The organism is Pantoea vagans, assembly GCF_004792415.1.
Taxonomy (GTDB): Bacteria; Pseudomonadota; Gammaproteobacteria; order Enterobacterales; family Enterobacteriaceae; genus Pantoea; species Pantoea vagans.
Window position 1 is genome coordinate 3,085,751 of record NZ_CP038853.1, and the last position, 22,999, is coordinate 3,108,749.

Annotated in this window: 23 protein-coding genes; 9 read left to right on the forward strand and 14 right to left on the reverse strand. The window is 56.5% G+C overall.

Annotation, left to right across the window (positions count from 1 at the left end; translation table 11 throughout):
- Nucleotides 1-19 precede the first annotated feature (19 nt).
- A complete protein-coding gene (gene thiI / locus EGO56_RS14645) occupies nt 20-1,468 on the reverse strand; it encodes a tRNA uracil 4-sulfurtransferase ThiI (protein WP_135909891.1) in 1,449 nt (482 codons plus the stop codon).
- 232 nt (nt 1,469-1,700) lie between these two features.
- On the opposite strand from thiI, the gene xseB reads away from it, so the two are divergent.
- The 4 genes from xseB to EGO56_RS14665 all read left to right on the forward strand — a co-directional run bounded on the left by xseB (nt 1,701) and on the right by EGO56_RS14665 (nt 5,782).
- Nucleotides 1,701-1,943, forward strand: a complete 243-nt coding sequence (gene xseB / locus EGO56_RS14650) for an exodeoxyribonuclease VII small subunit (protein WP_013356982.1) — start codon at nt 1,701-1,703, stop codon at nt 1,941-1,943.
- Entirely contained in the window at nt 1,943-2,842 is a 900-nt protein-coding gene (gene ispA / locus EGO56_RS14655; protein WP_135909893.1) for a (2E,6E)-farnesyl diphosphate synthase, read from the forward strand. Before xseB ends, ispA begins: the two co-directional genes overlap by 1 nt.
- A gap of 19 nt (nt 2,843-2,861) precedes the next feature.
- The gene (dxs, locus tag EGO56_RS14660; protein ID WP_095707610.1) at nt 2,862-4,727 is read left to right on the forward strand and encodes a 1-deoxy-D-xylulose-5-phosphate synthase; all 1,866 of its coding nucleotides are present in this window, start codon (nt 2,862-2,864) and stop codon (nt 4,725-4,727) included.
- Nucleotides 4,728-4,807: 80 nt separating this feature from the next.
- Nucleotides 4,808-5,782, forward strand: coding sequence for an aldo/keto reductase (locus EGO56_RS14665; RefSeq protein ID WP_135909895.1), 975 nt, complete (start codon nt 4,808-4,810; stop codon nt 5,780-5,782).
- A gap of 59 nt (nt 5,783-5,841) precedes the next feature.
- On the opposite strand, the gene pgpA is transcribed toward EGO56_RS14665, so the two are convergent.
- The 6 genes from pgpA to nrdR all read right to left on the reverse strand — a co-directional run bounded on the left by pgpA (nt 5,842) and on the right by nrdR (nt 9,912).
- Nucleotides 5,842-6,381: a phosphatidylglycerophosphatase A gene (gene pgpA, locus EGO56_RS14670; protein ID WP_135909896.1), complete on the reverse strand. Its 540-nt coding sequence runs from the start codon at nt 6,379-6,381 to the stop codon at nt 5,842-5,844.
- Nucleotides 6,326-7,303, reverse strand: a complete 978-nt coding sequence (gene thiL, locus EGO56_RS14675; RefSeq protein ID WP_033731746.1) for a thiamine-phosphate kinase — start codon at nt 7,301-7,303, stop codon at nt 6,326-6,328. The genes pgpA and thiL overlap by 56 nt, the downstream gene beginning before the upstream one ends.
- 55 nt (nt 7,304-7,358) lie before the next feature.
- Nucleotides 7,359-7,778, reverse strand: a complete 420-nt coding sequence (nusB, locus tag EGO56_RS14680) for a transcription antitermination factor NusB (RefSeq protein WP_013356976.1) — start codon at nt 7,776-7,778, stop codon at nt 7,359-7,361.
- A 19-nt stretch (nt 7,779-7,797) separates the two neighbouring features.
- Entirely contained in the window at nt 7,798-8,268 is a 471-nt protein-coding gene (gene ribH / locus EGO56_RS14685; protein ID WP_013356975.1) for a 6,7-dimethyl-8-ribityllumazine synthase, read from the reverse strand.
- A 90-nt stretch (nt 8,269-8,358) separates the two neighbouring features.
- Nucleotides 8,359-9,459 carry a bifunctional diaminohydroxyphosphoribosylaminopyrimidine deaminase/5-amino-6-(5-phosphoribosylamino)uracil reductase RibD gene (ribD, locus tag EGO56_RS14690; protein WP_135909898.1) on the reverse strand — a complete coding sequence of 367 codons (1,101 nt, stop codon included), beginning with the start codon at nt 9,457-9,459 and terminating at the stop codon, nt 8,359-8,361.
- Nucleotides 9,460-9,462: 3 nt separating this feature from the next.
- On the reverse strand, nt 9,463-9,912 hold the full coding sequence (gene nrdR, locus EGO56_RS14695; RefSeq protein WP_009091750.1) for a transcriptional regulator NrdR: 450 nt from the start codon (nt 9,910-9,912) through the stop codon (nt 9,463-9,465).
- Nucleotides 9,913-10,098: 186 nt separating this feature from the next.
- Here nrdR and lysM point away from each other — a divergent pair, with 186 nt between their 5' ends.
- On the forward strand, nt 10,099-10,536 hold the full coding sequence (lysM, locus tag EGO56_RS14700; RefSeq protein ID WP_135909900.1) for a peptidoglycan-binding protein LysM: 438 nt from the start codon (nt 10,099-10,101) through the stop codon (nt 10,534-10,536).
- 16 nt (nt 10,537-10,552) lie between these two features.
- Nucleotides 10,553-11,131: a SadB/YajI family lipoprotein gene (locus EGO56_RS14705; protein WP_135909902.1), complete on the forward strand. Its 579-nt coding sequence runs from the start codon at nt 10,553-10,555 to the stop codon at nt 11,129-11,131.
- 60 nt (nt 11,132-11,191) lie between these two features.
- Here the strand turns inward: EGO56_RS14705 and secF are convergent, their stop codons facing one another.
- From secF to queA, 5 genes are all read right to left on the reverse strand, one after another.
- Nucleotides 11,192-12,160, reverse strand: a complete 969-nt coding sequence (gene secF, locus EGO56_RS14710; RefSeq protein WP_013356971.1) for a protein translocase subunit SecF — start codon at nt 12,158-12,160, stop codon at nt 11,192-11,194.
- A 10-nt stretch (nt 12,161-12,170) separates the two neighbouring features.
- A complete protein-coding gene (gene secD, locus EGO56_RS14715) occupies nt 12,171-14,018 on the reverse strand; it encodes a protein translocase subunit SecD (RefSeq protein WP_013356970.1) in 1,848 nt (615 codons plus the stop codon).
- A 25-nt stretch (nt 14,019-14,043) separates the two neighbouring features.
- On the reverse strand, nt 14,044-14,376 hold the full coding sequence (gene yajC, locus EGO56_RS14720; RefSeq protein WP_009091760.1) for a preprotein translocase subunit YajC: 333 nt from the start codon (nt 14,374-14,376) through the stop codon (nt 14,044-14,046).
- Nucleotides 14,376-15,524 carry a tRNA guanosine(34) transglycosylase Tgt gene (gene tgt, locus EGO56_RS14725; RefSeq protein ID WP_013356969.1) on the reverse strand — a complete coding sequence of 383 codons (1,149 nt, stop codon included), beginning with the start codon at nt 15,522-15,524 and terminating at the stop codon, nt 14,376-14,378. The genes yajC and tgt overlap by 1 nt, the downstream gene beginning before the upstream one ends.
- A 77-nt stretch (nt 15,525-15,601) precedes the next feature.
- Nucleotides 15,602-16,672, reverse strand: coding sequence for a tRNA preQ1(34) S-adenosylmethionine ribosyltransferase-isomerase QueA (gene queA / locus EGO56_RS14730; RefSeq protein ID WP_033731738.1), 1,071 nt, complete (start codon nt 16,670-16,672; stop codon nt 15,602-15,604).
- 103 nt (nt 16,673-16,775) lie between these two features.
- On the opposite strand from queA, the gene EGO56_RS14735 reads away from it, so the two are divergent.
- The 3 genes from EGO56_RS14735 (at nt 16,776) to EGO56_RS14745 (ending at nt 19,634) form a co-directional block, all read left to right on the forward strand.
- On the forward strand, nt 16,776-17,357 hold the full coding sequence (locus EGO56_RS14735; protein ID WP_135909904.1) for an ACP phosphodiesterase: 582 nt from the start codon (nt 16,776-16,778) through the stop codon (nt 17,355-17,357).
- Nucleotides 17,358-17,564: 207 nt separating this feature from the next.
- Entirely contained in the window at nt 17,565-18,377 is an 813-nt protein-coding gene (locus tag EGO56_RS14740) for an inositol monophosphatase family protein (protein ID WP_135909906.1), read from the forward strand.
- Entirely contained in the window at nt 18,378-19,634 is a 1,257-nt protein-coding gene (locus EGO56_RS14745; protein ID WP_135909908.1) for a histidine-type phosphatase, read from the forward strand.
- Nucleotides 19,635-20,156: 522 nt separating this feature from the next.
- On the opposite strand, the gene proY is transcribed toward EGO56_RS14745, so the two are convergent.
- A complete protein-coding gene (proY, locus tag EGO56_RS14750) occupies nt 20,157-21,509 on the reverse strand; it encodes a proline-specific permease ProY (RefSeq protein ID WP_033731734.1) in 1,353 nt (450 codons plus the stop codon).
- Between the two features lie 70 nt (nt 21,510-21,579).
- Nucleotides 21,580-22,899, reverse strand: coding sequence for a branched-chain amino acid transporter carrier protein BrnQ (gene brnQ, locus EGO56_RS14755; protein ID WP_013356963.1), 1,320 nt, complete (start codon nt 22,897-22,899; stop codon nt 21,580-21,582).
- Nucleotides 22,900-22,999 lie beyond the last annotated feature (100 nt).

A 22,999-nucleotide genomic window follows, 5' to 3' on the forward strand; every position in this document is an offset into this window, starting at 1 on the left:
GACTGGCTCAGAGCGATGACTACGGGCGGTAGACTTTAACGTTCTTAAAGCCCTGCTCATGCAGATAGAGCGCCTGCAGACGGCTCATCACACCACGATCGCAGTAGAGCAGCCAGGTGCGGTTCTGATCGAGATCGCCAAACTGCGTACTGAGTTTGTAGAACGGCAGTGATTTCACTTCCGTGGCGTTCAGCGTCAGGGGCTTCTCTTCCTGCTCATCAATAGAGCGGATATCCAGCACCACATCGTTGTCACTCAGAAGCGCGACGGTCTCAACTTCCACCACCTCCTCTTCCGTTTGCTCAGCAATAGTACGGATATCGACATTGGTCGCTTCTTCGATGACCCGATCCAGAATCGAGAAGTCGAAATTCTGCTCTTCCGCTTCGATTTTCGCCTTCACCGCCTTCACCGTCGGGCTTTTTGAGATCACACCACAATATTCCGGCATGGTGCTTGCGAAATCTTCAGTGCCGATCTCCCGGGCAACTCTGATGATGTGCTCTTTGTCATGAGAGATCAGGGGACGCAGAATCAGCGTATCCGACGCATTATCAATCAGGCGCAGGTTGGTCAGCGTCTGGCTCGACACCTGCCCTACCGCTTCACCCGTGACCAGCGCCTGCACGCCGTAACGCTCAGCAATCGTCGAGGCGGCACGCACCATCATACGCTTCAGCACCACGCCCATCTGGCCGTCATCCACTTTTTCGAGGATCTCACCGACGACCGGCTCAAAATTGATCGCCACGAAGCGCACGCGGTGTGAACGACCAAAACGATTCCACAGATAGTGCGCAACCTGACGCACGCCAATCTCATGCGCGGCACCGCCAAGGTTAAAGAAGCAGTAATGCACGCGGCTGCCGCGGCGCAGCAGCATATAGCTGGAGACGCCCGAGTCGAAACCGCCGGAAATCAGCGACAGCACATCTTCCTGCGTGCCGATCGGGAAACCACCCAGACCTTCGTAGCGCGCCGTCACCAGCGTCAGGCGATTCTCTTCAACTTCAAGGTTCACCGTCACGTCAGGATTTTTAAGCTGCACGCGGGCGCTTTCAATATGCTGATTCAGACCACCACCCACATAGCGCTCTACATCCTGCGAACTGAAGCTGTGCTTACCACGACGTTTCACACGTACGCAGAAGCTCTTGCCCTCAAGACTGTCGCGATACTGCGCTAACGTCTGTTCAAAGATGTGATGAATATCGGTGTACTCGCGATCTTCAACCGCTAAAACGTGATGGATACCGGGAATGCGGGAAAGCTCATCGGGAATAATGTCCGCCAGCGCCGCATTTTTTGACCGCACTTCAATGTGATCCCAGTAGCGCACAACGGCGATGTCGTCGCTGACGGTTTTCAGGACGTTGCGGATATTGCTGGCAAGAATCTTGATAAAGCGCAAACGCACCGACGGACTCTTGATGGTGATTTCAGGAAATAACTTGATGATAAACTTCATGGCGACACAGCTTCGTTGGGCAAATAAGTGCTAAAACAGGCGGCACTTAGCTGGTAAAATCACAAAATTGCGGGCTGCAAGGCGCAACCGCATCCGAGGCGCGGGAGTATATCACCTTTGTCAGGTGACTGCTTCTTCATCAGCCGCCGCATTGATTATTTTGCTAATCATAGGGTCTCAGCTACCATGACCGATTGCGAGATAATGTCCCAACCGTGAGTCGACACGAAATATGCCGAAAAAAGCCGAACAGCCAGCCAGCTTTGAAACGTCATTGCAGCAGCTGGAGCAGATTGTCAGCCGTCTGGAAAGTGGTGAACTGCCGCTGGAAGAAGCCCTGAACGAATTTGAGCGCGGCGTGCAGCTGGCGCGGAATGGCCAGCAGACGCTGCAGCAGGCTGAACAGCGGGTCCGCATTCTGCTGAACGATGATAAAGATGCCGACCTCACTGCTTTCACGCCGGAAAACGACTAATGGATTTTGCCCGCTTACTCGACGCCTATCAGCAGCAGGTGAACGCCGCGCTGACGCGTTTTATAGAGCCACTTCCTTTTCAGAGTTCTCCTCTGGTGAATGCCATGCATTATGGGGCATTATTAGGCGGTAAACGTCTGCGTCCTTTTCTGGTCTACGCGACCGGCGAAATGCTCCACGCCAATCCGGCGAGTCTGGATGCCCCTGCCGCCGCAGTTGAATGCATTCATGCGTACTCTCTGATTCATGACGATCTCCCTGCGATGGACGATGATGCACTGCGTCGCGGGCAGCCAACCTGTCATATTAAATATGGCGAAGATACCGCGATTCTGGCGGGCGACGCCCTGCAGACGCTGGCCTTTTCCATTCTGGCCGATGAAGCAATGCCCGGTGTCAGCGCCGAATATCGACTGATGATGCTCTCCGAACTGGCAAAAGCCAGTGGCGTAGCCGGGATGTGTGGCGGGCAGGCACTGGATTTAGCGGCGGAAGGGAAGTCCGTCGATCTCGATCAGCTGGAACAGATCCATCGCCACAAAACCGGCGCCCTGATCCGCTCAGCGGTACGGCTAGGCGCATTAACGGCAGGCGATGCGGGTCGCGAAGCCCTGCCGCTGCTCGACCGCTATGCAGAGGCGATTGGTCTCGCGTTTCAGGTGCAGGACGACATTCTGGATGTGATCGGCGACACAGCCGTGATCGGAAAACGTCAGGGTGCCGATCAGGATCTGGGGAAAAGCACCTATCCTTCACTGTTAGGCCTTGAAAGTGCCCGTGCCAAAGCGCGGGATTTGTATCAGGAAGCTCTTGATGCTTTAGAATTGCTCGCTGCGCACTCTTATAACACTACAGCACTGCAGGCGCTGGCGAGCTTCATAATTGAACGCGACAAATAACTTCCATAATGAGTCTCTGATGAGTTTTGATATTGCTAAATACCCGACACTGGCGCTGGCAGACACGGTTCAGGCGCTGCGCGCCCTGCCAAAAGAGAAGTTGCCTGCGCTGTGTGATGAACTGCGTCAGTATCTGTTAGACAGTGTGAGCCGCTCCAGCGGCCATTTTGCATCGGGTCTGGGCGTGGTTGAACTGACGGTCGCGCTGCATTATGTCTATAACACCCCGTTTGATCATCTGGTCTGGGATGTGGGTCATCAGGCTTATCCGCATAAAATTCTGACAGGTCGCCGCGATCGCATCGGCACTATCCGTCAGAAAAACGGCGTACACCCGTTTCCGTGGCGCGGTGAAAGTGAATATGACGTCCTGAGCGTCGGTCACTCATCGACCTCTATCAGTGCCGGTCTCGGCATGGCCGCGGCGGCAGAACGTGAAGGTCAGGGCCGTCGCACCGCCTGTATTATTGGCGATGGTGCGATTACCGCAGGCATGGCGTTTGAAGCGATGAACCATGCCGGTGATATTAAGCCGGACATGCTGGTCATCCTCAATGACAACGAGATGTCGATCTCTGAAAACGTCGGCGCGCTGAATAATCGCCTGGCGCAGATCCTGTCGGGCAAAACCTACGCACGACTGCGCGAAGGCAGTAAGCGCGTGTTGACAAATCTGCCGCCAATCAAAGAGCTGGTCAAACGCACCGAAGAGCATCTCAAAGGCATGGTCGTGCCGGGCACGCTGTTTGAAGAGCTGGGCTTTAACTATATTGGCCCGGTTGACGGTCACGATGTGCTGACGCTGGTGAATACGCTGAGCAACATGCGCAGCCTGAAAGGCCCGCAGTTCCTGCATATCATGACGAAGAAAGGTAAAGGCTACGCCCCGGCAGAGGAAGATCCGATTGCCTGGCACGCCGTTCCTAAATTTGACCCGGCGATTGGCGAACTGCCGAAAAGCGCAGAGGGTCTGCCGAGCTACTCTAAAATCTTCGGCAACTGGCTGTGCGAAATGGCCGCCGACGATCCGAAGCTGATGGCGATTACCCCGGCGATGCGTGAAGGCTCAGGTATGGTGGCCTTCTCACGTGAATTCCCGAAGCAATATTTTGACGTGGCGATAGCCGAACAACATGCGGTGACCTTCGCGGCCGGTATGGCGATTGGTGGCTATAAACCCATTGTTGCCATCTATTCCACCTTCCTGCAACGCGCCTACGATCAGCTGATCCACGACGTCGCCATCCAGAAACTGCCGGTCCTGTTTGCTATCGATCGCGGTGGTATTGTTGGCGCGGATGGTCAGACTCACCAGGGCGCGTTTGATCTCGCCTATCTGCGCTGCGTGCCGGATATGGTGATCATGACCCCAAGCGATGAGAATGAGTGTCGGCAGATGCTCTATACCGGCTATCACCACCAGGCTGGCCCGAGTGCGGTGCGCTATCCGCGCGGCACAGGCGTCGGCACGCCGCTGGCCCCATTACAGAGCCTGCCGCTGGGTAAAGCAGTCGTGAAACGTCAGGGTGAAAAGCTGGCGATTCTGAACTTCGGTACACTGCTGCCGGAAGCCGCCGCCACGGCAGAAGCGCTGAACGCGACTCTGGTCGATATGCGCTTTGTGAAGCCGCTGGATGAAGCGCTGATCGCCGAGCTCGCTAAAACACATGACTCGCTCATAACGCTGGAAGAAGGCGCCATCAAAGGCGGTGCGGGCAGTGGCGTAAATGAGTTTGTGATGGCGAAACGCCTGGGCATTCCGGTACTGAACATCGGCCTGCCCGATGAGTTCATCCCGCAGGGCACACAGGATGAAGTGCGTCATGACTATCTGCTGGACGCAGAGGGCATTCAGCAACAGATCGCCCGCTGGCTGGCGCAGTAACCTCTCCTCTCTGCGCTCCCCCTGGGGAGCGCAACATCCTGCTATGCTGTAACCTTTGCACTTTCGCAGGAGCCTCCACCATGAAAACGATTCAACTGGGTACCACCGATCTGCAGGTGTCGCGTCTCTGTCTCGGCTGTATGACCTATGGCGAGCCAACGCGCGGTAATCATGCCTGGACGCTGCCGGAAGCAAGCAGCCGTCCGCTGATCCAGCAGGCGCTGAACGCGGGGATCAACTTCTTTGATACCGCCAACAGCTATTCCGATGGCAGCAGTGAAGAGATCCTGGGCCGGGCGCTGAAAGAGTTTGCCCGCCGCGAAGAGATCGTGGTCGCCACCAAAGTCTATTTCCCGCTGACCAATCTCTCACAGGGACTGTCGCGCAAAAATATCCTGCAATCCATTGATGACAGCCTGCAGCGTCTCGGCATGGAGTATGTTGACCTGCTGCAGATTCACCGCTGGGACTACGAGACACCGCTGGAAGAGACGCTGGAAGCGCTGCATGACGTGGTGCAGTCCGGCAAAGCCCGCTATATCGGCGCCTCATCCATGCACGCCAGTCAGTTTGCGCAGGCGTTGCAGCTGCAGTCAGAACTGGGCTGGCATCGCTTTGTCAGCATGCAGGATCAGTACAACCTGATTCAGCGTGAAGAGGAGCGTGAAATGCATCCGCTCTGTCTGAAAGAGCAGATCGCCGTGCTGCCCTGGAGTCCGCTGGCGCGCGGTAAGCTGACCCGCCCGTGGGGTGAGAACACCGCGCGTTCCGCCTCCGATCAGGTGATGGCGAAGCTCTATGACAACACTGAAGAGAACGATGCCGTGATTGCAGAGCGGCTGGCGCAGGTAGCGGAAAGCAAAGGTGTGACGCGGGCGCAGGTAGCGCTGGCCTGGCTGCTGAGCAAGCCTGCCGTTACGGCACCGATTATTGGCGCGTCGCGCGCTGAGCAGTTTGAGGATCTGGTGAAGGCGGTGGATGTCACGCTGAGTGACGACGAGATTACCCTGCTGGAAGAGGTCTATCAGCCGCATCAGGCGGTGGGATTCGAATAAATCAGAACGTGACGCCCTGGCCGGGCGTCACCTCTTATTCAGGCGTTCAGCCTCGGCGACTAACCCGCCAGCCAGACCCCAAAGCCATAAAGCATCGCCGCAGAAATCACGCCAGCAATGATGTCATCCACCATAATGCCCATACCGCCATGCACATTGCGATCAAACCAGCGAATCGGCCATGGTTTCCACATATCCAGAATACGGAACACGACAAAGCCGCCCAGCACCCATTGCCAGCTGTTGACCGGAATCGCCATCAGCGTAATCCACATGCCGATAAATTCATCCCAGACAATACTGCCGTGATCGTGTACGCCCATATCTTTGGCGGTGCGATGGCAGAGATAGACACCGACGCAGATACCAACCAGCACAACCAGCGAATAGAGATCCTGCGGCAGAAAGGTCATCAGCCACCAGAACGGGATGGCCGCCAGCGATCCCATGGTACCAGGCACGACCGGGCTTAATCCGCTGCCGAAACCGGTGGCCAGCAGATGCCAGGGATTGCTCATCCGCAGGCGGCTCTTCGCCACGTCGTTATTTAGTATCAAAGTGATCAAACCCTTTATGATGGAATGTGGCAGGTTTGCCATTATCCAGCAGCGTTAAGCCTTCTGATTCCGGTGCTATCTGTCCGATGCAGGTATAAGGCACGCCCAGATGCCCCAGCGCCACATCAAGCGCACCGCGATTCACTTCCGGCACGGTGAAGCAGAGTTCGTAATCTTCTCCGCCACTCAGCGCCCAGCGCAATACCTGCTCAGGGTCGAAATGGTCGCGCAGCGCCGGCGACAGCGGCAACGCATCCAGGTTTAGTCGTGCACCACAGCCGCTGGCTTTCAGCACGTGGCCGAGGTCGGAAATCAGGCCATCAGAAAGGTCCACCGCTGAAGAGGCCAGCGAACGCAGTGCCTGACCCTGCAGAATGCGCGGCATCGGACGAAGATGCCGTTTAATCAGCGCCTCATGCACCGCCGGATCGCTGATGCGGCAGTGATGCTGCAACAGCGCCAGACCCGCCGCGCTGTCACCCAGCGTGCCGGTCACGTAGATCCAGTCGCCCGGCTTCGCTCCGGAGCGTTTCAGGGCGCGGCCCTGCGGCACCAGACCGTGAATCGCCAGCGTCAGGCTCAGCGGGCCACGGGTCGTGTCACCGCCCACCAGCTGCATGTCGTAATATTCCAGCAGTTCAAACAGGCTTTCGCTAAAGGCAGAGAGCCAGCTCTCATCGACCTGCGGTAGCGTTAAGGCCAGCGTCAGCCACGCGGGATCGGCGCCCATGGCAGCGAGATCGCTAAGATTAACAGCCAGGGCTTTGTAACCCAGATCGGCGGGATGAATATCCCGTAAGAAGTGCACACCCGCGACCAGGGTATCGGTGCTGATCGCCAGCGTCTGTTTTTCCGGCACGCTAAGTAACGCACAATCGTCACCGATGCCGAGTTCGACATCACGGCGGCTGCGTGTTCTGCGGTTGAAGTAGCGTGCGATGAGTTCAAATTCACCACAAGACATAATTGCGTTCCGCTTAACTCTTCATGAAAAAAGGCCGGCAAGCCGGCCTTTTTGTTTATTTGCGATTGGGTCGAATTTGTGGACCGGCTTTATCCAGCACGCCGTTAACAAATTTATGACTGTCTTCGGCACCGAAGACTTTCGCCAGCTCAATTCCTTCGTTGATGGCCACTTTATAGGGCACATCATCACGCTTGCTCAACTCATACAGCGAGATGCGCAGGATAGCTTTTTCTACCTGGCCCAGCTCTTCGAGCTGACGCGACAGATAGGGCTTCATCAGTCCATCCAGATACGCACTGTTGGTCGCCACACCGGACAGCAGTTCGCGGAAGTAGGTAATGTCGACGTCTTTGACGTCCTGTTCCGCCAGAAACTGGTATTCCACATCGGCAATGTCGTTATTCGACAACTGCCAGGAGTAAAGCGCCTGAACAGCGCACTCACGGGCGCGACGACGAGCAGCAGGTTTCACAAAATTCCCCTTACAAAAATCAGGCTTTAATGGCTTTCAATACGTTGATCATTTCGAGCGCAGTCAGCGCCGCTTCAGCACCTTTGTTACCCGCTTTGGTGCCGGCACGCTCAATGGCCTGCTCGATGCTTTCAGTGGTCAGCACGCCGAACGCGACAGGAATGTCGCTGTTCATGGCAACGCTGGCGATACCGGAGCTGGCTTCACCCGCCACATATTCGAAGTGCGCAGTGCCACCACGAATAACGGTGCCGAGTGCGATAATCGCATCATGTTTGCCGGAGTTCGCCAGCGCACGTGCTGCCAGCGGCAGTTCGTAAGCACCCGGCACCCAGACAACGGTGATATTTTCATCTTTGACCTGGCCGATACGTTTCAGGGCATCAACTGCGCCATCCAGCAGGCTGTCATTAATGAAGTTGTTAAAACGCGCGATGACGATGGCAACATTGGCCTCAGGCGTTGCAACAGCAGCTTCGATAACTTTCATACTTATCCTTTCAGGGGTTTGGTTGGCCCCGCGCAGGGGGGCGGATTCTATCATACTCTTAGGCGGCGTGCTCTCGCTTTTCCGGGCATGCTATTGCGGTGTCAGGGTCAGACGTAAATCGTCACCGACCTGCCGGACATCGCTGAAACGGAACGCAGGTGCGTCAGCCAGCTGGCTGAGCCCCGGCAGCTGACACAGGCCGCGTCCTTCATGACCTAACAGCTTAGGTGCCAGATAAACGATCAGTTCATCCACCAGCCCGGCCTGTAACAGGGCACCGGCCAGCGTCGCACCCGCTTCAACCCAGACGCTGTTAATCTGTCGCTGTCCCAGCAGCATCATCATCGCCACCAGATCGAGCTGCTGTTCGCGCAATGGCACGGCGATTTGCGTGACGTCAGCGGGCCAGAGCTGCTGATCCGGCTGATGGCGCATCAGCCAGGTTTCGCCCGGCTGTGAGATGAGCCGATGCTGCGGCGTCACGCGATTCTGGCTGTCGATAATTACACGTACCGGCTGACGCAGTTGCTGCTCATCAATCAAAGCCTGGCTGTCGGTATTGAGTTCAGACCAGCGCACGGTCAGAGAGGGATCGTCCGCCAGCACCGTAGCGCTACTGCTGAGAATGGCGGCGCTTTGCGCCCGCAGACGCTGCACATCACGACGGGCAGCCTCAGAGGTGATCCACTGGCTCTCGCCACTGGCCATGGCCGTGCGGCCATCCAGTGATGCGCCCAGCTTGAGCTGAATCCAGGGAAAACCGGTGCGCATGCGCTTGAGGAAGCCGCGATTGAGTGCTTCGGCTTCCGGCATCATCAGACCATGGCTGACGTCGATGCCCGCCTGATGCAGACGGTGCAGTCCGCGCCCCGCGACCTGCGGATTCGGGTCCTGCATGGCGGCGACGACACGGGTCACACCTGCGGCGATCAGCGCATCACAGCAGGGCGGCGTGCGGCCATGATGGCTGCACGGCTCCAGCGTGACATACGCCGTTGCGCCACGCGCTTTCTCGCCAGCCATGCGCAGAGCGTGGACTTCAGCATGGGGTTCACCGGCACGCTGATGCCAGCCCTCACCCACGACTTCACCATCGCGCACAATCACACAGCCGACATTCGGGTTCGGCATGGTCGTAAAACGGCCGCGTCGCGCCAGTTCCAGCGCACGCGCCATATAGCGTTCGTCCATACTCTAATCCTGTAACCGGGCGATCTCTTCGCCAAAATCGCGAATATCTTCAAAGCTGCGGTAAACCGAGGCGAAGCGAATATAGGCGACTTTATCGAGCTTTTTCAGCTCATCCATCACCAGATTGCCAATCAGCTTACTGGGGATCTCACGTTCGCCGGTGGCGCGCAGCTGCGTTTTAATATGATTTACGGCGCTTTCTACCGCGTCGGCGCTGACCGGACGCTTCTCAAGCGCTTTCATCATCCCGCTGGCCATTTTGTCTTCATTGAAAGGCTCGCGCACATCATTGCTTTTCACCACGCGGGGCATCACCAGTTCCGCCACCTCAAAGGTGGTGAAGCGTTCATGACACATCAGACACTGGCGGCGGCGTCGCACCGAGGAGCCTTCACTAACCAGACGAGAATCAATCACTTTGGTGTCCACAGCGGAGCAGAATGGGCAATGCATGACGTTTCCTGACGCGAGAGTGATGGGCCATACAGTGTAGCGCGAACTGCGAATCAACAAAATCTCTTCCGTGTCTTTCGCGGGCTTCTCATCGCAGGATAAACGATGCTAAATTTCGTCTGCGGCAAAAGGGACTACGCTTTAAGAGCTGCAATTAAAATTTTCCACTAACACATTGGAGGTTGTATGGGTCTGTTTAACTTTGTGAAAGAAGCCGGTGAAAAACTCTGGGACGCCGTGAAAGGCGGTGACGATCAGAATAAAAAGCTGCAGGATCACATCAACAAGCTCGGTTTGCCAGACAGCGACAAGGTGGACGTAAAGGTCAATGGTGATACCGTCACCGTGACCGGCGATGGCCTTTCTCAGGAGCTGAAAGAGAAGATTCTGATCGCGGCGGGTAACGTGGCAGGCATCACAAAAGTGGAAGACAAGGTCACCGTGACAGACAGCGCGGCCGAGTCAGAGCTTTACACCGTGAAGAAAGGCGACACGCTGAGCGCTATTTCTAAACAGGTTTACGGTAACGCTAACGAATATAACAAGATTTTCGAAGCGAATAAGCCAATGCTCACCCATCCTGATAAGATCTATCCTGGCCAGGTTTTACGTATTCCAAAATAACGGACAAGGATAACTTATGAGCAGGATGGTTTGGGTTCCGGTGGCGTTCTCACTGGTGGCGCTGAGCGGCTGCAGTAGCAGTGCAGGTAACCCGCAGGTCAGAGAGCTGCATCAGGAAGTGAGTCAGCTCAATCAGCAGATGCAGCATCTGACCACGCAGGCCAGCGCGCTGGAGATTCAGGGACAGCTTAACAGCCAGTTGCAGCAGGGTGCCTGGCTGGTGCCACAGGCGAATACGCCAGTGGCGCTGCAGACTCAGCTCGGCACGTTGCGACTGACGCTGTCCCCTGTCACTGCGGAAGCCAGCGGTTCGCGGGCAACCCTGACCGTACGCTCAATGGACGATCGGCCGTTGCCCGCCCTGCACGCGACGGTGATCTGGGGTGAACTCGACCCGGCGACCGGTAAACCGCTGAGCAGTGACAGTCTGACGCAGACGGTCGCGCTGCCTGCCTCGCTGCTGCCGCAGCATTCGGCGAGCATTCCGCTTCGACTCAGCGGCCTGACACCGGAGCAACTGGGTTATGTCCGCGTGCATAACGTGACCGCTGACGCACCGCCCCCGATCTCCCCTGCGGCACCCGCTAATCCTTAGCCGTGGTGCAAAAAAAAACGGGCAGCCAGAAGGCTGCCCGTTTTTATTTCTGACGCGCGATTAAGGCAGGATAGAAGGCTGATCGGCGCCCTCTTTCTCGACTTTCTGCACCATCATATGTTCACGCTTCATGCCCAGCTTCAGCGCCAGCGCTGAAGAGACATAAATGGATGAAATCGTACCAATCGTCACACCAATCAGCATGGTCAGTGAGAAGCCTTTCAGCAGCGCACCACCAAATATGAACAGGATGAGGATCATCGCCAGCGTCGTCAGCGAGGTAATCAGGGTACGGCTTAACGTCTGGGTCAGTGACACGTTGGTAATATCGTAAGAGCTGCCGCGACGGATCTTGCGGAAGTTTTCACGAATACGGTCAGAGACCACAATTTTATCGTTAAGCGAGTAGCCAATCACCGACATCAGCGAGGCAACAATCGTCAGGTCGATTTCAATGCGGAACAGCGCCAGCAGGCCGCAGGTGATGATCACGTCATGCGCCAGCGCCAGCACGGTGCCCAGCGCCAGACGCCACTCAAAGCGGAAACCGATATAGATCAGAATCGCAATCAGTGCCGACAGCAGCGCCATCGCACCCGCCTGCGCCAGGTCGCTGCCCACACTCGGCCCCACGAACTCAATGCGCTTAACGGTCGCGTTTTGCTGCGTGGTCTGGTTGATCACCGACACCACTTTATTGCCTAACTCGGTACCTGCCGGGCCGGTAACCGGTGCCATACGCACCATCACGTCACGACTGCTGCCAAAGTTCTGCACCAGCGGCTCGTCAAAGCCCGCTTTCACCAGTTCGCTACGCAGCGTGTCGAGGTCGGCCGGTTTCTCCAGCGCAATCTCAATCACCGTACCACCGGTGAAATCGAGGCCCCAGTTAAAACCACGCACGCCCACGATCGCAATCGCGGCCACAATCAGCAGTCCTGAAATGATGAAGGCCAGCTTATCCCAGCGCATAAAGTCGACGACTTTACGCCCGTGGTTCAACTGCTCAATGTTATATTCCTGTGCCACAACGCACTCCTCAGATAGACAGCTTGTTGATGCGTTTGCCACCGTAAACCAGGTTAACAATGGCACGGGTACCGATAATCGCGGTGAACATTGAGGTCGCGATACCAATTGCGGTGGTAATCGCAAAGCCTTTGATCGAACCGGTGCCGACCGCGTAAAGAATGATAACTTTGATCAGGGTGGTCACGTTCGCATCGACAATACTGGAGAAGGCGCCTTTGTAGCCCTCATGAATTGCCTGCTGAACCGAGCGCCCGTTTCGCAGCTCTTCTTTAATACGTTCGTTAATCAGTACGTTGGCATCGACTGCCACCGCCAGCGTTAACACGATACCGGCAATACCCGGCATGGTCAGGGTCGCGCCCGGCAGCAGGGACATGATGCCGACAATCAGCACCAGGTTAACCAGCAGCGCACTCGTCGCAATCAGACCAAACTTCTTATAGAACACCACCATAAACAGGATCGAAGCAAGCAGACCCCACAGGCAGGCTTCCAGACCCTGAGTAATGTTCTGCTGACCCATGGTCGGCCCGATAGTCCGCTCTTCCACAATCTGGATCGGCGCAATCAACGCACCAGCACGCAGCAGCAGCGACAGCTGACGCGCTTCGTTCGGGTTGTTGATACCGGTGATGCGGAAGCTGTTCCCCAGGCGAGACTGGATATTGGCGACGTTAATCACCTCTTCCTGCTTCACCAGAATGGAACGGCCATTGGCATCTTTCTTACCGCTGTCCTTGTACTCCACAAACAGGGTCGCCATCGGCTTGCCGATGTTGTCCTTGGTGAAGTTGGACATGATGTTACCGCCTGCGCCATCCAGTGAAATGTTCACCTGTGGCTGGTTGTACTCATCCATGCTGGAGGTTGAGTCGGTGATATGGTCACCGGTCAGGATCACCCGCTTGTAAAGCACGACCGGCTGGCCATCACGCATGTCTTTAACTTCAGAGTCACCCGGTACACGGCCACTGGCCGCCGCAGTCGGATCCACGCTGGTGTTAACCAGACGGAATTCCAGCGTCGCGGTGGCGCCCAGGATCTCTTTGGCACGCGCCGTATCCTGAATACCCGGCAGCTCAACCACGATGCGATCGGAACCCTGACGCTGAACCAGCGGTTCAGCTACGCCCAGCTGGTTTACACGGTTACGCAGAATCGTAATGTTCTGCTGAACCGCATATTCACGCGCTTCGCTGAGGCGGGCATCGCTCATGGTGGCACGCAGGGCATCGCTGCCGCTGCTGTTGATCACCAGATCCTGATGACGCGAGCTCAGCCAGGAGATCGCCGCGTCGCGGCTGGCAGCGTCACGGAAACGAATTTCCACGCCGTAGTTCGCGATTTTATTGACGTTGGTGTAGGGGATATTTTTGGTGCGCAGGTCGCTACGCAGCGTGTCAGCATTCTGCTCCTGCAGCTTGCTGAGCGCGGTGTCCATGTCCACTTCCATCAGGAAGTGCACACCACCACGCAGATCGAGACCGAGTTTCATCGGCTCTGCTGACAGCATCGTCAGCCAGCGTGGCGTAGCAGGCGCAAGGTTCAGCGCGACAACGTAGTTTTCACCCAGCGCTTTCATAATCGCTTCACGGGCGCGTAACTGCACATCCGTATTAGCGAAACGCGCGGTAATCGCACCATTTTCCAGCGCAACAGATTTGCTCTGGATATTGTCTTGTTTTAATGCGGACTGAATTTGATCCAACGTCTGCTCACTGGCGGCGCTTCCGCGCGCACCAGTGATTTGAACGGCCGGATCCTCACCATACAGGTTGGGAAGCGCATAGAGCAGGCCGACGAGAATCACGACGACCAGCATTACGTACTTCCACAAAGGATAACGATTTAACACGGCAGTTCCCTTAGGGAAGAAAGAATTACAGCGCCTTGATAGTGCCTTTCGGCAGCACGGCGGCGACGAAATCACGTTTAATGACGACTTCATTGGTGTCATTCAGCGCGATAGCTACGTAGCCCGTGTCAGAGACTTTCGTTACGCGGCCTACCAGGCCACCGCTGGTCAGCACTTCATCACCCTTAGAGATGGAATCCATCAGCTTCTTGTGCTCTTTCGCACGTTTCTGCTGCGGACGCAGGATCATGAAATAGAAAATCAGACCAAACACCACCAGCATGATCACCAGAGAATACGGACTTCCCTGAGACGGAGCGCCTGCTGCGGCCACGGCGTCAGAAATGAATAAGCTCATTAAATTTCCCTCATTGATGAATTATCAGACGTTAATGGCGGAACTTCTTTGCCCGTCCGTTGGTAAAACTCAGTTACAAAGCGCTCTAATTTACCCTCTTCGATGGCCTGGCGTAAACCTGCCATCAGACGCTGGTAGTAGCGCAAATTGTGGATAGTATTCAGACGCGCGCCCAGTATTTCGTTACAACGGTCGAGATGATACAAGTAGGCACGGCTATAATTGCGACAGGTGTAACAATCACACTCCGCATCCAGCGGCGCAGTGTCATCTTTGTAGCGGGCGTTGCGAATCTTCACCACACCTTCGGTTACAAACAGGTGACCATTTCGCGCATTACGGGTTGGCATCACGCAGTCAAACATATCAACGCCGCGACGGACGCCTTCAACCAGATCTTCTGGCTTGCCGACACCCATCAGATAACGCGGTTTATCCTGCGGAAGCTGCGGACAGACGTGCTCAAGAATACGGTGCATGTCCTGCTTAGGCTCACCCACCGCCAGGCCGCCCACAGCGTACCCATCAAAGCCAATCTCTACCAGACCTTTCACCGAGACATCTCGTAAATCTTCGTAAACCGAGCCCTGAATAATGCCAAATAAGGCATTTTTATTTCCCAGGCTGTCGAAACGATCACGGCTGCGTTGCGCCCAGCGCAGCGACATCTCCATAGAGCGTTTGGCGTAGTCCCAGTCAGCCGGGTACGGCGTACATTCATCGAAAATCATCACGATGTCGGAACCCAGGTCGTACTGAATCTCCATCGATTTTTCCGGATCGAGGAAGATCGGGTCGCCATTGATCGGGTTACGGAAGTGAACGCCCGCTTCGGTGATTTTACGGATGTCGCCCAGGCTGAAGACCTGGAAGCCGCCGGAGTCGGTCAGGATCGGGCCTTTCCACTGCATAAAGTCATGCAGATCGCCATGCAGTTTCATAATCTCCTGGCCCGGACGCAGCCAGAGGTGGAAGGTATTACCCAGAATGATCTGCGCGCCGGTCTCCTGCACTTCTTCCGGCGTCATGCCTTTCACGGTGCCGTAGGTGCCAACGGGCATAAACGCCGGGGTTTCCACCACGCCGCGATCAAAAATCAGACGGCCACGGCGTGCGCGCCCGTCTGTGGTATCAAGTTCAAATTTCACAAAGCCTCCATCGGAGAAACAGTCCGATGCAGATAACCTTCACGCTCTTTAGGCGGTTCCGGCTATCGGTTAATAAATCAGTCGCCCACTTTTTCCAGCGGCGCCTGCGGATTTTTGCTGATAAACATCGCATCTCCATAACTGAAGAAACGATATTGCTCAGCCACGGCTGCGCGGTACGCGGCCATGGTGTGCTGATAACCGGCAAACGCCGAGACCAGCATAATCAGAGTCGATTCGGGCAGATGGAAGTTGGTGATCAGCGCATCGATCACCTGATACTCATAGCCCGGATAGATAAAAATCTGGGTATCGTCGAAGAACGGCGCAATCAGGGCATCCTGACTCGCTTTGGCGGCACTCTCCAGCGAACGGACAGAGGTGGTGCCGACGGCGACCACTTTATTGCCACGCGCTTTACAGGCCAGCACCGCGTCAACAACCTCCTGCGGCACTTCGGCATACTCCGCGTGCATGTGATGCTCTTCGATGGTCTCGACACGCACCGGCTGGAAGGTGCCCGCCCCGACGTGCAGCGTCACGAAGGCCATCTCAATGCCCTTCTCTTTCAGCGCCTGCAGCAGCGGTTCATCGAAGTGCAGGCCGGCTGTCGGGGCCGCGACGGCACCCGGACGGGCGCTGTAAACCGTCTGATAAAGCTCGCGATCCGCCTCTTCATCCGGACGGTCGATATACGGCGGCAGTGGCATGTGGCCGACGCTGTTGAGGATGTCGAGCACTGCGCGCTCATCATCAAACGCGATCTCAAACAGCGCATCGTGGCGTGCCACCATGGTCGCTTTCACACTCTCATCTTCGCCCAGCAGCAGCTCTGCCCCCGGCTTCGGCGCTTTTGAGGCGCGCACATGTGCCAGCACGCGCTTGTCGTCGAGCATCCGCTCTACCAGCATCTCGATTTTGCCGCCGCTGGCTTTACGGCCAAAGACGCGCGCCGGAATCACACGGGTGTTGTTGAACACCAGCAGATCGCCTGGATTCAGCTTATCCAGCACGTCGGTGAAAACACCGTGCGACAGCGCACCGCTGGGACCGTCAAGCGACAGCAGACGACAGCCGCTGCGCTGCGCCTGGGGATAGTGAGCAATCAGGGATTCGGGCAGTTCAAAAGCAAAATCGGCGACACGCATTGAAATGTTCTTTCTCAGGCAAAAACAGGCGGCACAGTTTAGCGGAAAACCGACCAATTCTGAACAACTGGCTGCGCAAAGGCAGATCAGCCTATAATGCGGCATGAACTTTCTTGCTCATCTCCATCTGGCTAAGCTGGCCGACAGCTCCTTACTCGGCAATTTAATGGCCGACTTTGTGCGTGGCAACCCGCACCAGCACTGGTCCGCGCCTGTCGCAGACGGCATTCTGATGCATCGTCGTCTGGATGTTATGACGGATGCGCTGCCGGAAGTGCGCAGCGCCCGTCAGCTGTTCCGTGCGGAAACCTATCGTGTGGCACCGATTACGCTGGACGTCATCTGGGACCATTTTCTGGCCCGTCACTGGCAGCAATTTACGCCCGACCAGACGCTGGTGCAGTTTTCTGCCACCGCCGAGCGCGAAATCCTGTCGCAGCTGGCCGACACGCCTCCTGAATTTCAGGCACTCAACGCGGTGATGTGGCGCGAGCGCTGGTTTGAGCATTATGCCCAGCCTGCGCGGCTGGAGCGGGTGCTGCACGGCATGGCCAGCCGCCGTCCACGCCTGGCGGCACTGCGCGACTCCTACCACGATTTCACGCAACATTATGATCAGCTGGAAGCGCTGTTTTTTGTTTTTTATCCGCGTTTAATGGCGCTGGCGACCAGCAGAACCCTGTAAAACCCGATCCTCTGCTGCCGGGCTGACGAACATGCGCTTTTGCCTGATGAAAAAAGCCAGCCGCCCGGCTCAGCACCATCTTGCCATTGCTGCTTATCTGCGGCTTAATGAAGCCTTTCTTAACAATAGTGAAGTCAACATCACAGCCAGACCGCCTGTTCAGGCGCGCCTTCCGTTCGTTATGGCAAAAAATCATAAGAGGAAAAGATGTCATCCGCTTCGCATTCTGAAATAGACGCGCGTTACCGTTACGCCTGCGACATCGCCCGTGCGGCGGGCAGCCGGGCCCTGTCATGGTATCAGCAGCGTCAGACACTGGTCGTGGAACACAAAAGGGATTTGCAGGACGTGGTCAGCGAGGCTGATCGTAACGTTGAGGCATTAATTAAGACCTTAATCGCTGAACGTTTTCCTGAGGATATCGTCTATGGCGAAGAGAGCGGCGGCGAGGTTGAGGGTGCGCCCTTTATCTGGGTTGTCGATCCAATTGATGGCACCGCCTGTTTCGTCAACGGCCTGCCTAACTGGTGCGTTTCGCTGGCGGTGGTCTGCGAAGGGGAACCGGTGATCGGCGTAGTCTGCGATCCCAATCATCAGGAGCTGTTCCACGCACGGGCAGGCCAGGGGGCATGGCTGAATGAAAGTCGCCTGCAGGTGCATGACGCAGCGCATCTCAACGAGGGTTTACTTGGCATCAGTAACTCCAGCCGGACGCCGGGCGAAAGCGTCTCACGCCTGATCAGCGGCTTAATTGAACAGGGCGGTATGTTTATTCGCATCGGTTCGGGTGCGCTGACCAGCGCCTGGGCGGCAGCCGGTCGGCTGATTGGTTACTACGAAGCGCATATGCATCCTTGGGATAGTCTGCCGGGCATCGTTCTTATGCGCGAAGCAGGCGGTGTCACCAATGATTATCTGCGTAATGAAGGCCTGAAAAACGGTAACCCGGTGTTGCTGGCCAATGCGGCCCTGTATCCAAAAATTAAAGCGCTGACCGGTAATGGCGCACTGGAAGAGTAAATGACGCTGCCAACCCTGTGCCGCTGTGCGCTAATCCTTGGTTCTCTCTGGCTGTTAAGCCCGGCGACACAGGCGGCGGATTACCAGCTGGAGAAAGTGGTTGAACTGAGCCGTCACGGCGTACGTCCACCCACGCCAGGCAATCGTAAAGAGATTGAAGCCGCCAGCCAGCAACCCTGGACACAGTGGACCACTGCCGATGGCGAGCTGACAGGTCACGGCTACAGTGCCGTGGTGAATAAAGGACGCTGGGAAGGCGATCACTATCGCCAGCTTGGCCTGCTGAGCGCGGGCTGTCCGGATGCGGCTCAGGTCTACGTGCGCGCCAGTCCGCTGCAGCGCACCCGCGCCACAGCCGCGGCGCTGACGGATGGGGCGTTTCCCGGCTGCGGCGTGCCGGTGCATCACGTCGCGGGCGATGTGGATCCCCTGTTTCAGAGTGAAAAGCTGACGGTCACCCGGACCGATCCCGCGCAGGAACTGGCTGCTAAACAGCAGAAAGCGGGCGATCTGGCACACCTGCAACAGCAACTGCAACCGGCGATTCAGCAGCTGAAAGCCGCCGTCTGTCCCCCCGCAACGGATTGTCCCCTGTTTGATGCGCCCTGGACGTTCCGGCAAACCCGCAACGGGAATAGTTACGTTTACGGGCTGAGCGTGATGGCGAGCATGGTGGAGACGCTGCGACTGGGCTACAGCGAAAATCTGCCGTTTGATCAGCTCGCCTGGGGACACATCACCACGGCCGCGCAGATCACCTCGCTGCTGCCGCTGCTGACCGCCAACTACGATCTCAGCAACGACGTACTCTACCTAGCACAGCGCCGTGGCTCGATACTGCTCAGCACGATGCTGGAAGCGATCGCTGCCGACAGCTCGCCGGGCCGCTGGCTGGTTCTCGTCGCGCATGACACCAATATTGCGATGGTGCGCACCCTGATGGACTTTAACTGGCAGTTACCCGGCTATTCTCGCGGTAACATTCCGCCGGGCAGCAGTCTGGTGCTGGAGCGCTGGCGCGACACCCGCAGCGGCGAGCGTTTTTTGCGGCTCTATTTTCAGGCGCAGAGTCTGGATGGCATCCGCCAGCTGCAACCGATTGATGATAAACATCCGTTATTACAGCAGGAATGGCATCAGCCCGACTGCAGAGTTACCGATGCCGGCCTGCTCTGCCCTTATCAATCCACACTGACTCAGCTGCGTAAAAACCTGGATAACAGCGCTGTGCTGCCGGTTTCGGTTATATTGCCATGAGTCTGTGGCTAATCAAATTAAGGCCGCAGCCGCAATGCGGCCTTAATAATGTTAACCGCTGTTAATTAACGCCGCTCCGACCTTTTCTTATTTAATACGCCTGACTATCAGCGCCACGCATTTTGATTTACGATAGTCCTGTCAATCATCCCTTTATTATCTATTTTCCTGTAATTCTTGCGTATTTCGGCGACTGGTTTCGCCGTTTTTTATTTCCGCCTCTCTGCTTTTTTAGCGCGCCAGTGCCCATATAGCGGCACATTCCTGCGCATGAAGCCTCATCAACAATTTTTCCCGCCTGTAATCTTCAGCGATATTCACTGCCCGTCTGAATAATCTTTTCGGGATACATTCGCCGTAATAAACCGGCGCAGAGTCTTATTTCGCCGACAGAGCGTTAACGCGTAATAAAAGAATTCAGCGTTGTGGCGAAGATCACATAAATAAACAGCGATGGGAGAAAATAAAAGAGGGAAATAGCGGGTTCTGCTCCCCCATAAATCGGGAGAGCAGAACAGGTGATTAGCGTGGTTTACGCACCAGCTTATAGCCCAGCAGCAGCACCACAATCCACACCATGCCAACATAGAGTGAAATGCGGGTATCGGGGAAATAACCAATCAGACCGATAATAAAGCAGAGGAACGCCACGCCGACGCCAGCCGTCCAGCTGCCACCTGGCAGCGCAAACTGCAGCTTACTCGCTGCCTCTTTGCCAATTTTGCGACGGAAGGCAATCTGCGACAGCAGAATCATGATCCAGACCCACACCGTTGCAAAGGTCGCCAGCGAGGCGATGACCAGGAAGACTTTTTCCGGCATCAGGTAGTTGAGATAAACCGCAATCAGCATGGCGAACATCATCACCACCACCGTCACCCAGGGAATGCCGCGCGACGAAACCTTCATAAAGACTTTCGGCGCATGGCCCTGCTGCGCCATCCCGTGCAGCATACGGCCCACGCCAAACACATCGCTGTTAATCGCCGAGAGTGACGCGGTCAGCACGACGAAATTGAGGATAGAGGCGGCTGCCGCGATCCCCAGATGCTGGAAGGTCAGCACAAACGGGCTGCCCGAGGTTCCTACCTGATTCCACGGATAGATCGACATAATCACAAACAGCGTGCCAACGTAGAACACCAGAATGCGCCACGGCACCGAGTTAATCGCGCGCGGAATCGACTTCTCCGGATCTTTCGCTTCACCCGCAGTGATACCGATGATTTCGATGCCGCCATAGGCGAACATTACCATCTGCAGCGACAGCAGCATGCCGACGACGCCGTGGGCGAAGAAGCCACCGTTGGTCCACAGGTTATGGATACCGGTCGGCTGACCGCCGTTGCCAATCCCCCAGATAATCATGCCGAAACCGGCCAGAATCATCACAATGATGGTGGCGACTTTGAAGAAGGAGAACCAGAACTCCACTTCGCCGAACACCTTCACGCTCATCAGATTGACGGCACCGATGATCAGCACCACGCTCAGCACCCAAATCCAGTGCGGCACCTCAGGGAACCAGACGCCCATATAGATGCCGAACGCGGTAACGTCCGCTATCGCCACAATCAGGATTTCAAAACAGTAGGTCCAGCCGGTGATATAGCCCGCCATCGGCCCAAGATAGTCCTGCGCGTAGCGGGAGAAAGAGCTGGCCTGAGGATTGTTAACGGACATCTCACCCAGCGCGCGCATGATGATATACGCCACTGCCCCGCCGATGATGTAGGCGAGCAGCACGCTCGGTCCGGCCATTTTTATCGCGTCAGCGGAACCGTAAAACAGCCCGGTGCCAATCGCCGATCCCAGCGCCATAAAACGGATGTGGCGCGTGCTCAGTCCGCGTTTGAGCTTGTTGGTTTCTTGCATAACAACCTGTACCTGTGAAATGAAAAAACCACGGGCAAGCCCGTGGTTAAAGAAGAATCAGTGCGCTCTGTTACGAGTGAACCGTCACCTGTTCCGGTCCTTTCACCCGATCCACAACAGCAGCAATCAGCAGCATTACCAGCGACGGTGGCAACCAGGCAAGCCCCTGGTCAGCCAGCGGCAGGTGCTGACTGAATGCCGGCAGCAAATCTTTAAACCCGGTGGTTTTAATCGCATCAACAATGCCAAACAGCAGGCTGACCAGCATCGCTGGCGCGATAATCCGGCTGCTCTTATTCCACCAGTTAAGGGTGAAACTCAGCACCACCAGCACGATACAGGGCGGATAGATCGCCGTCAGTACCGGGATGGAGATCTGAATCAGGTGGCTCAGGCCGAGATTCGACACCACCATCGAGAACAGACCCAGAATAAACACCAGCGTTTTATACGACAACGGCAGGTATTGCGCAAAAAATTCCGCACAGGCACAGGTCAGGCCGACGGCGGTCACCATACAGGCGACGAAGATCAGCGCGGCCAGGAAGAAGCTGCCCATGCTGCCAAAGGTATGCTGAACATACGCGTGCAGAATCGCTGCGCCGTTAGCATTTTGATCCACCAGCGCCCCGCTGCCTGCGCCCAGTTTAAACAGGCAGAGGTAGACCAGCGTCAGGCCCAGACCGGCAATCAGTCCTGCCAGCACGGTATAACGGGTCAGCAGCGCAGCATTATCAACACCACGTGAACGGGCGGCGTTAACGATCACGATGCCGAACACCAGCGCGCCCAGTGTATCCATGGTCAGATAACCATTAACGAAACCGCTGGAGAACGCCGCACGCTGATAGTCCGCGGTCGCCGGAATGGTGCCGCCTGCGGGCCACACCAGTGCAGCCACGCCCAGCACGGTCAGCGCGATAATTTTTAGTGGCGCCAGGAAGTGCCCTACCGTGTCGAGCAGCTTGCCCGGATAGAGCGACACGCCAATCACCAGCGCAAAGTAGATCAGGCTATAGATGAACAGCGGCAGCGCGCCATCGCCGGTCAGCGGTGCAATGCCCATCTCAAACGAGACGGTTGCCGTGCGCGGCGTGGCAAACAGCGGCCCGACAGCCAGATAGCACACGGTGGCCAGCACGATGCCAGCGACCTTGCCAATCGGGGTGCTGAGCGCATCCACGCCGCCGCCGACGCGGGCCAGGGCGATCACGGTCATCACGGGCAGACCAACAGCGGTAATCAGAAAGCCGATGGCGGCTGTCCAGACGTGTTCGCCAGACTGAATACCGACCATGGGCGGGAAAATGATGTTGCCCGCGCCAACAAACAGGGCAAATGTCATAAAGCCCAGCGCGAGAATGTCCTTCGAAGTTAAACGATGTGTCATACGGCCTGTCACTGATGTTGCGGTGGAAGTTGGGTTAGTGTTGTCCCCTCGCTGCGTGCAAACCGCGATCTGGCTGACAATGTCAGCGCATTATGCTCAT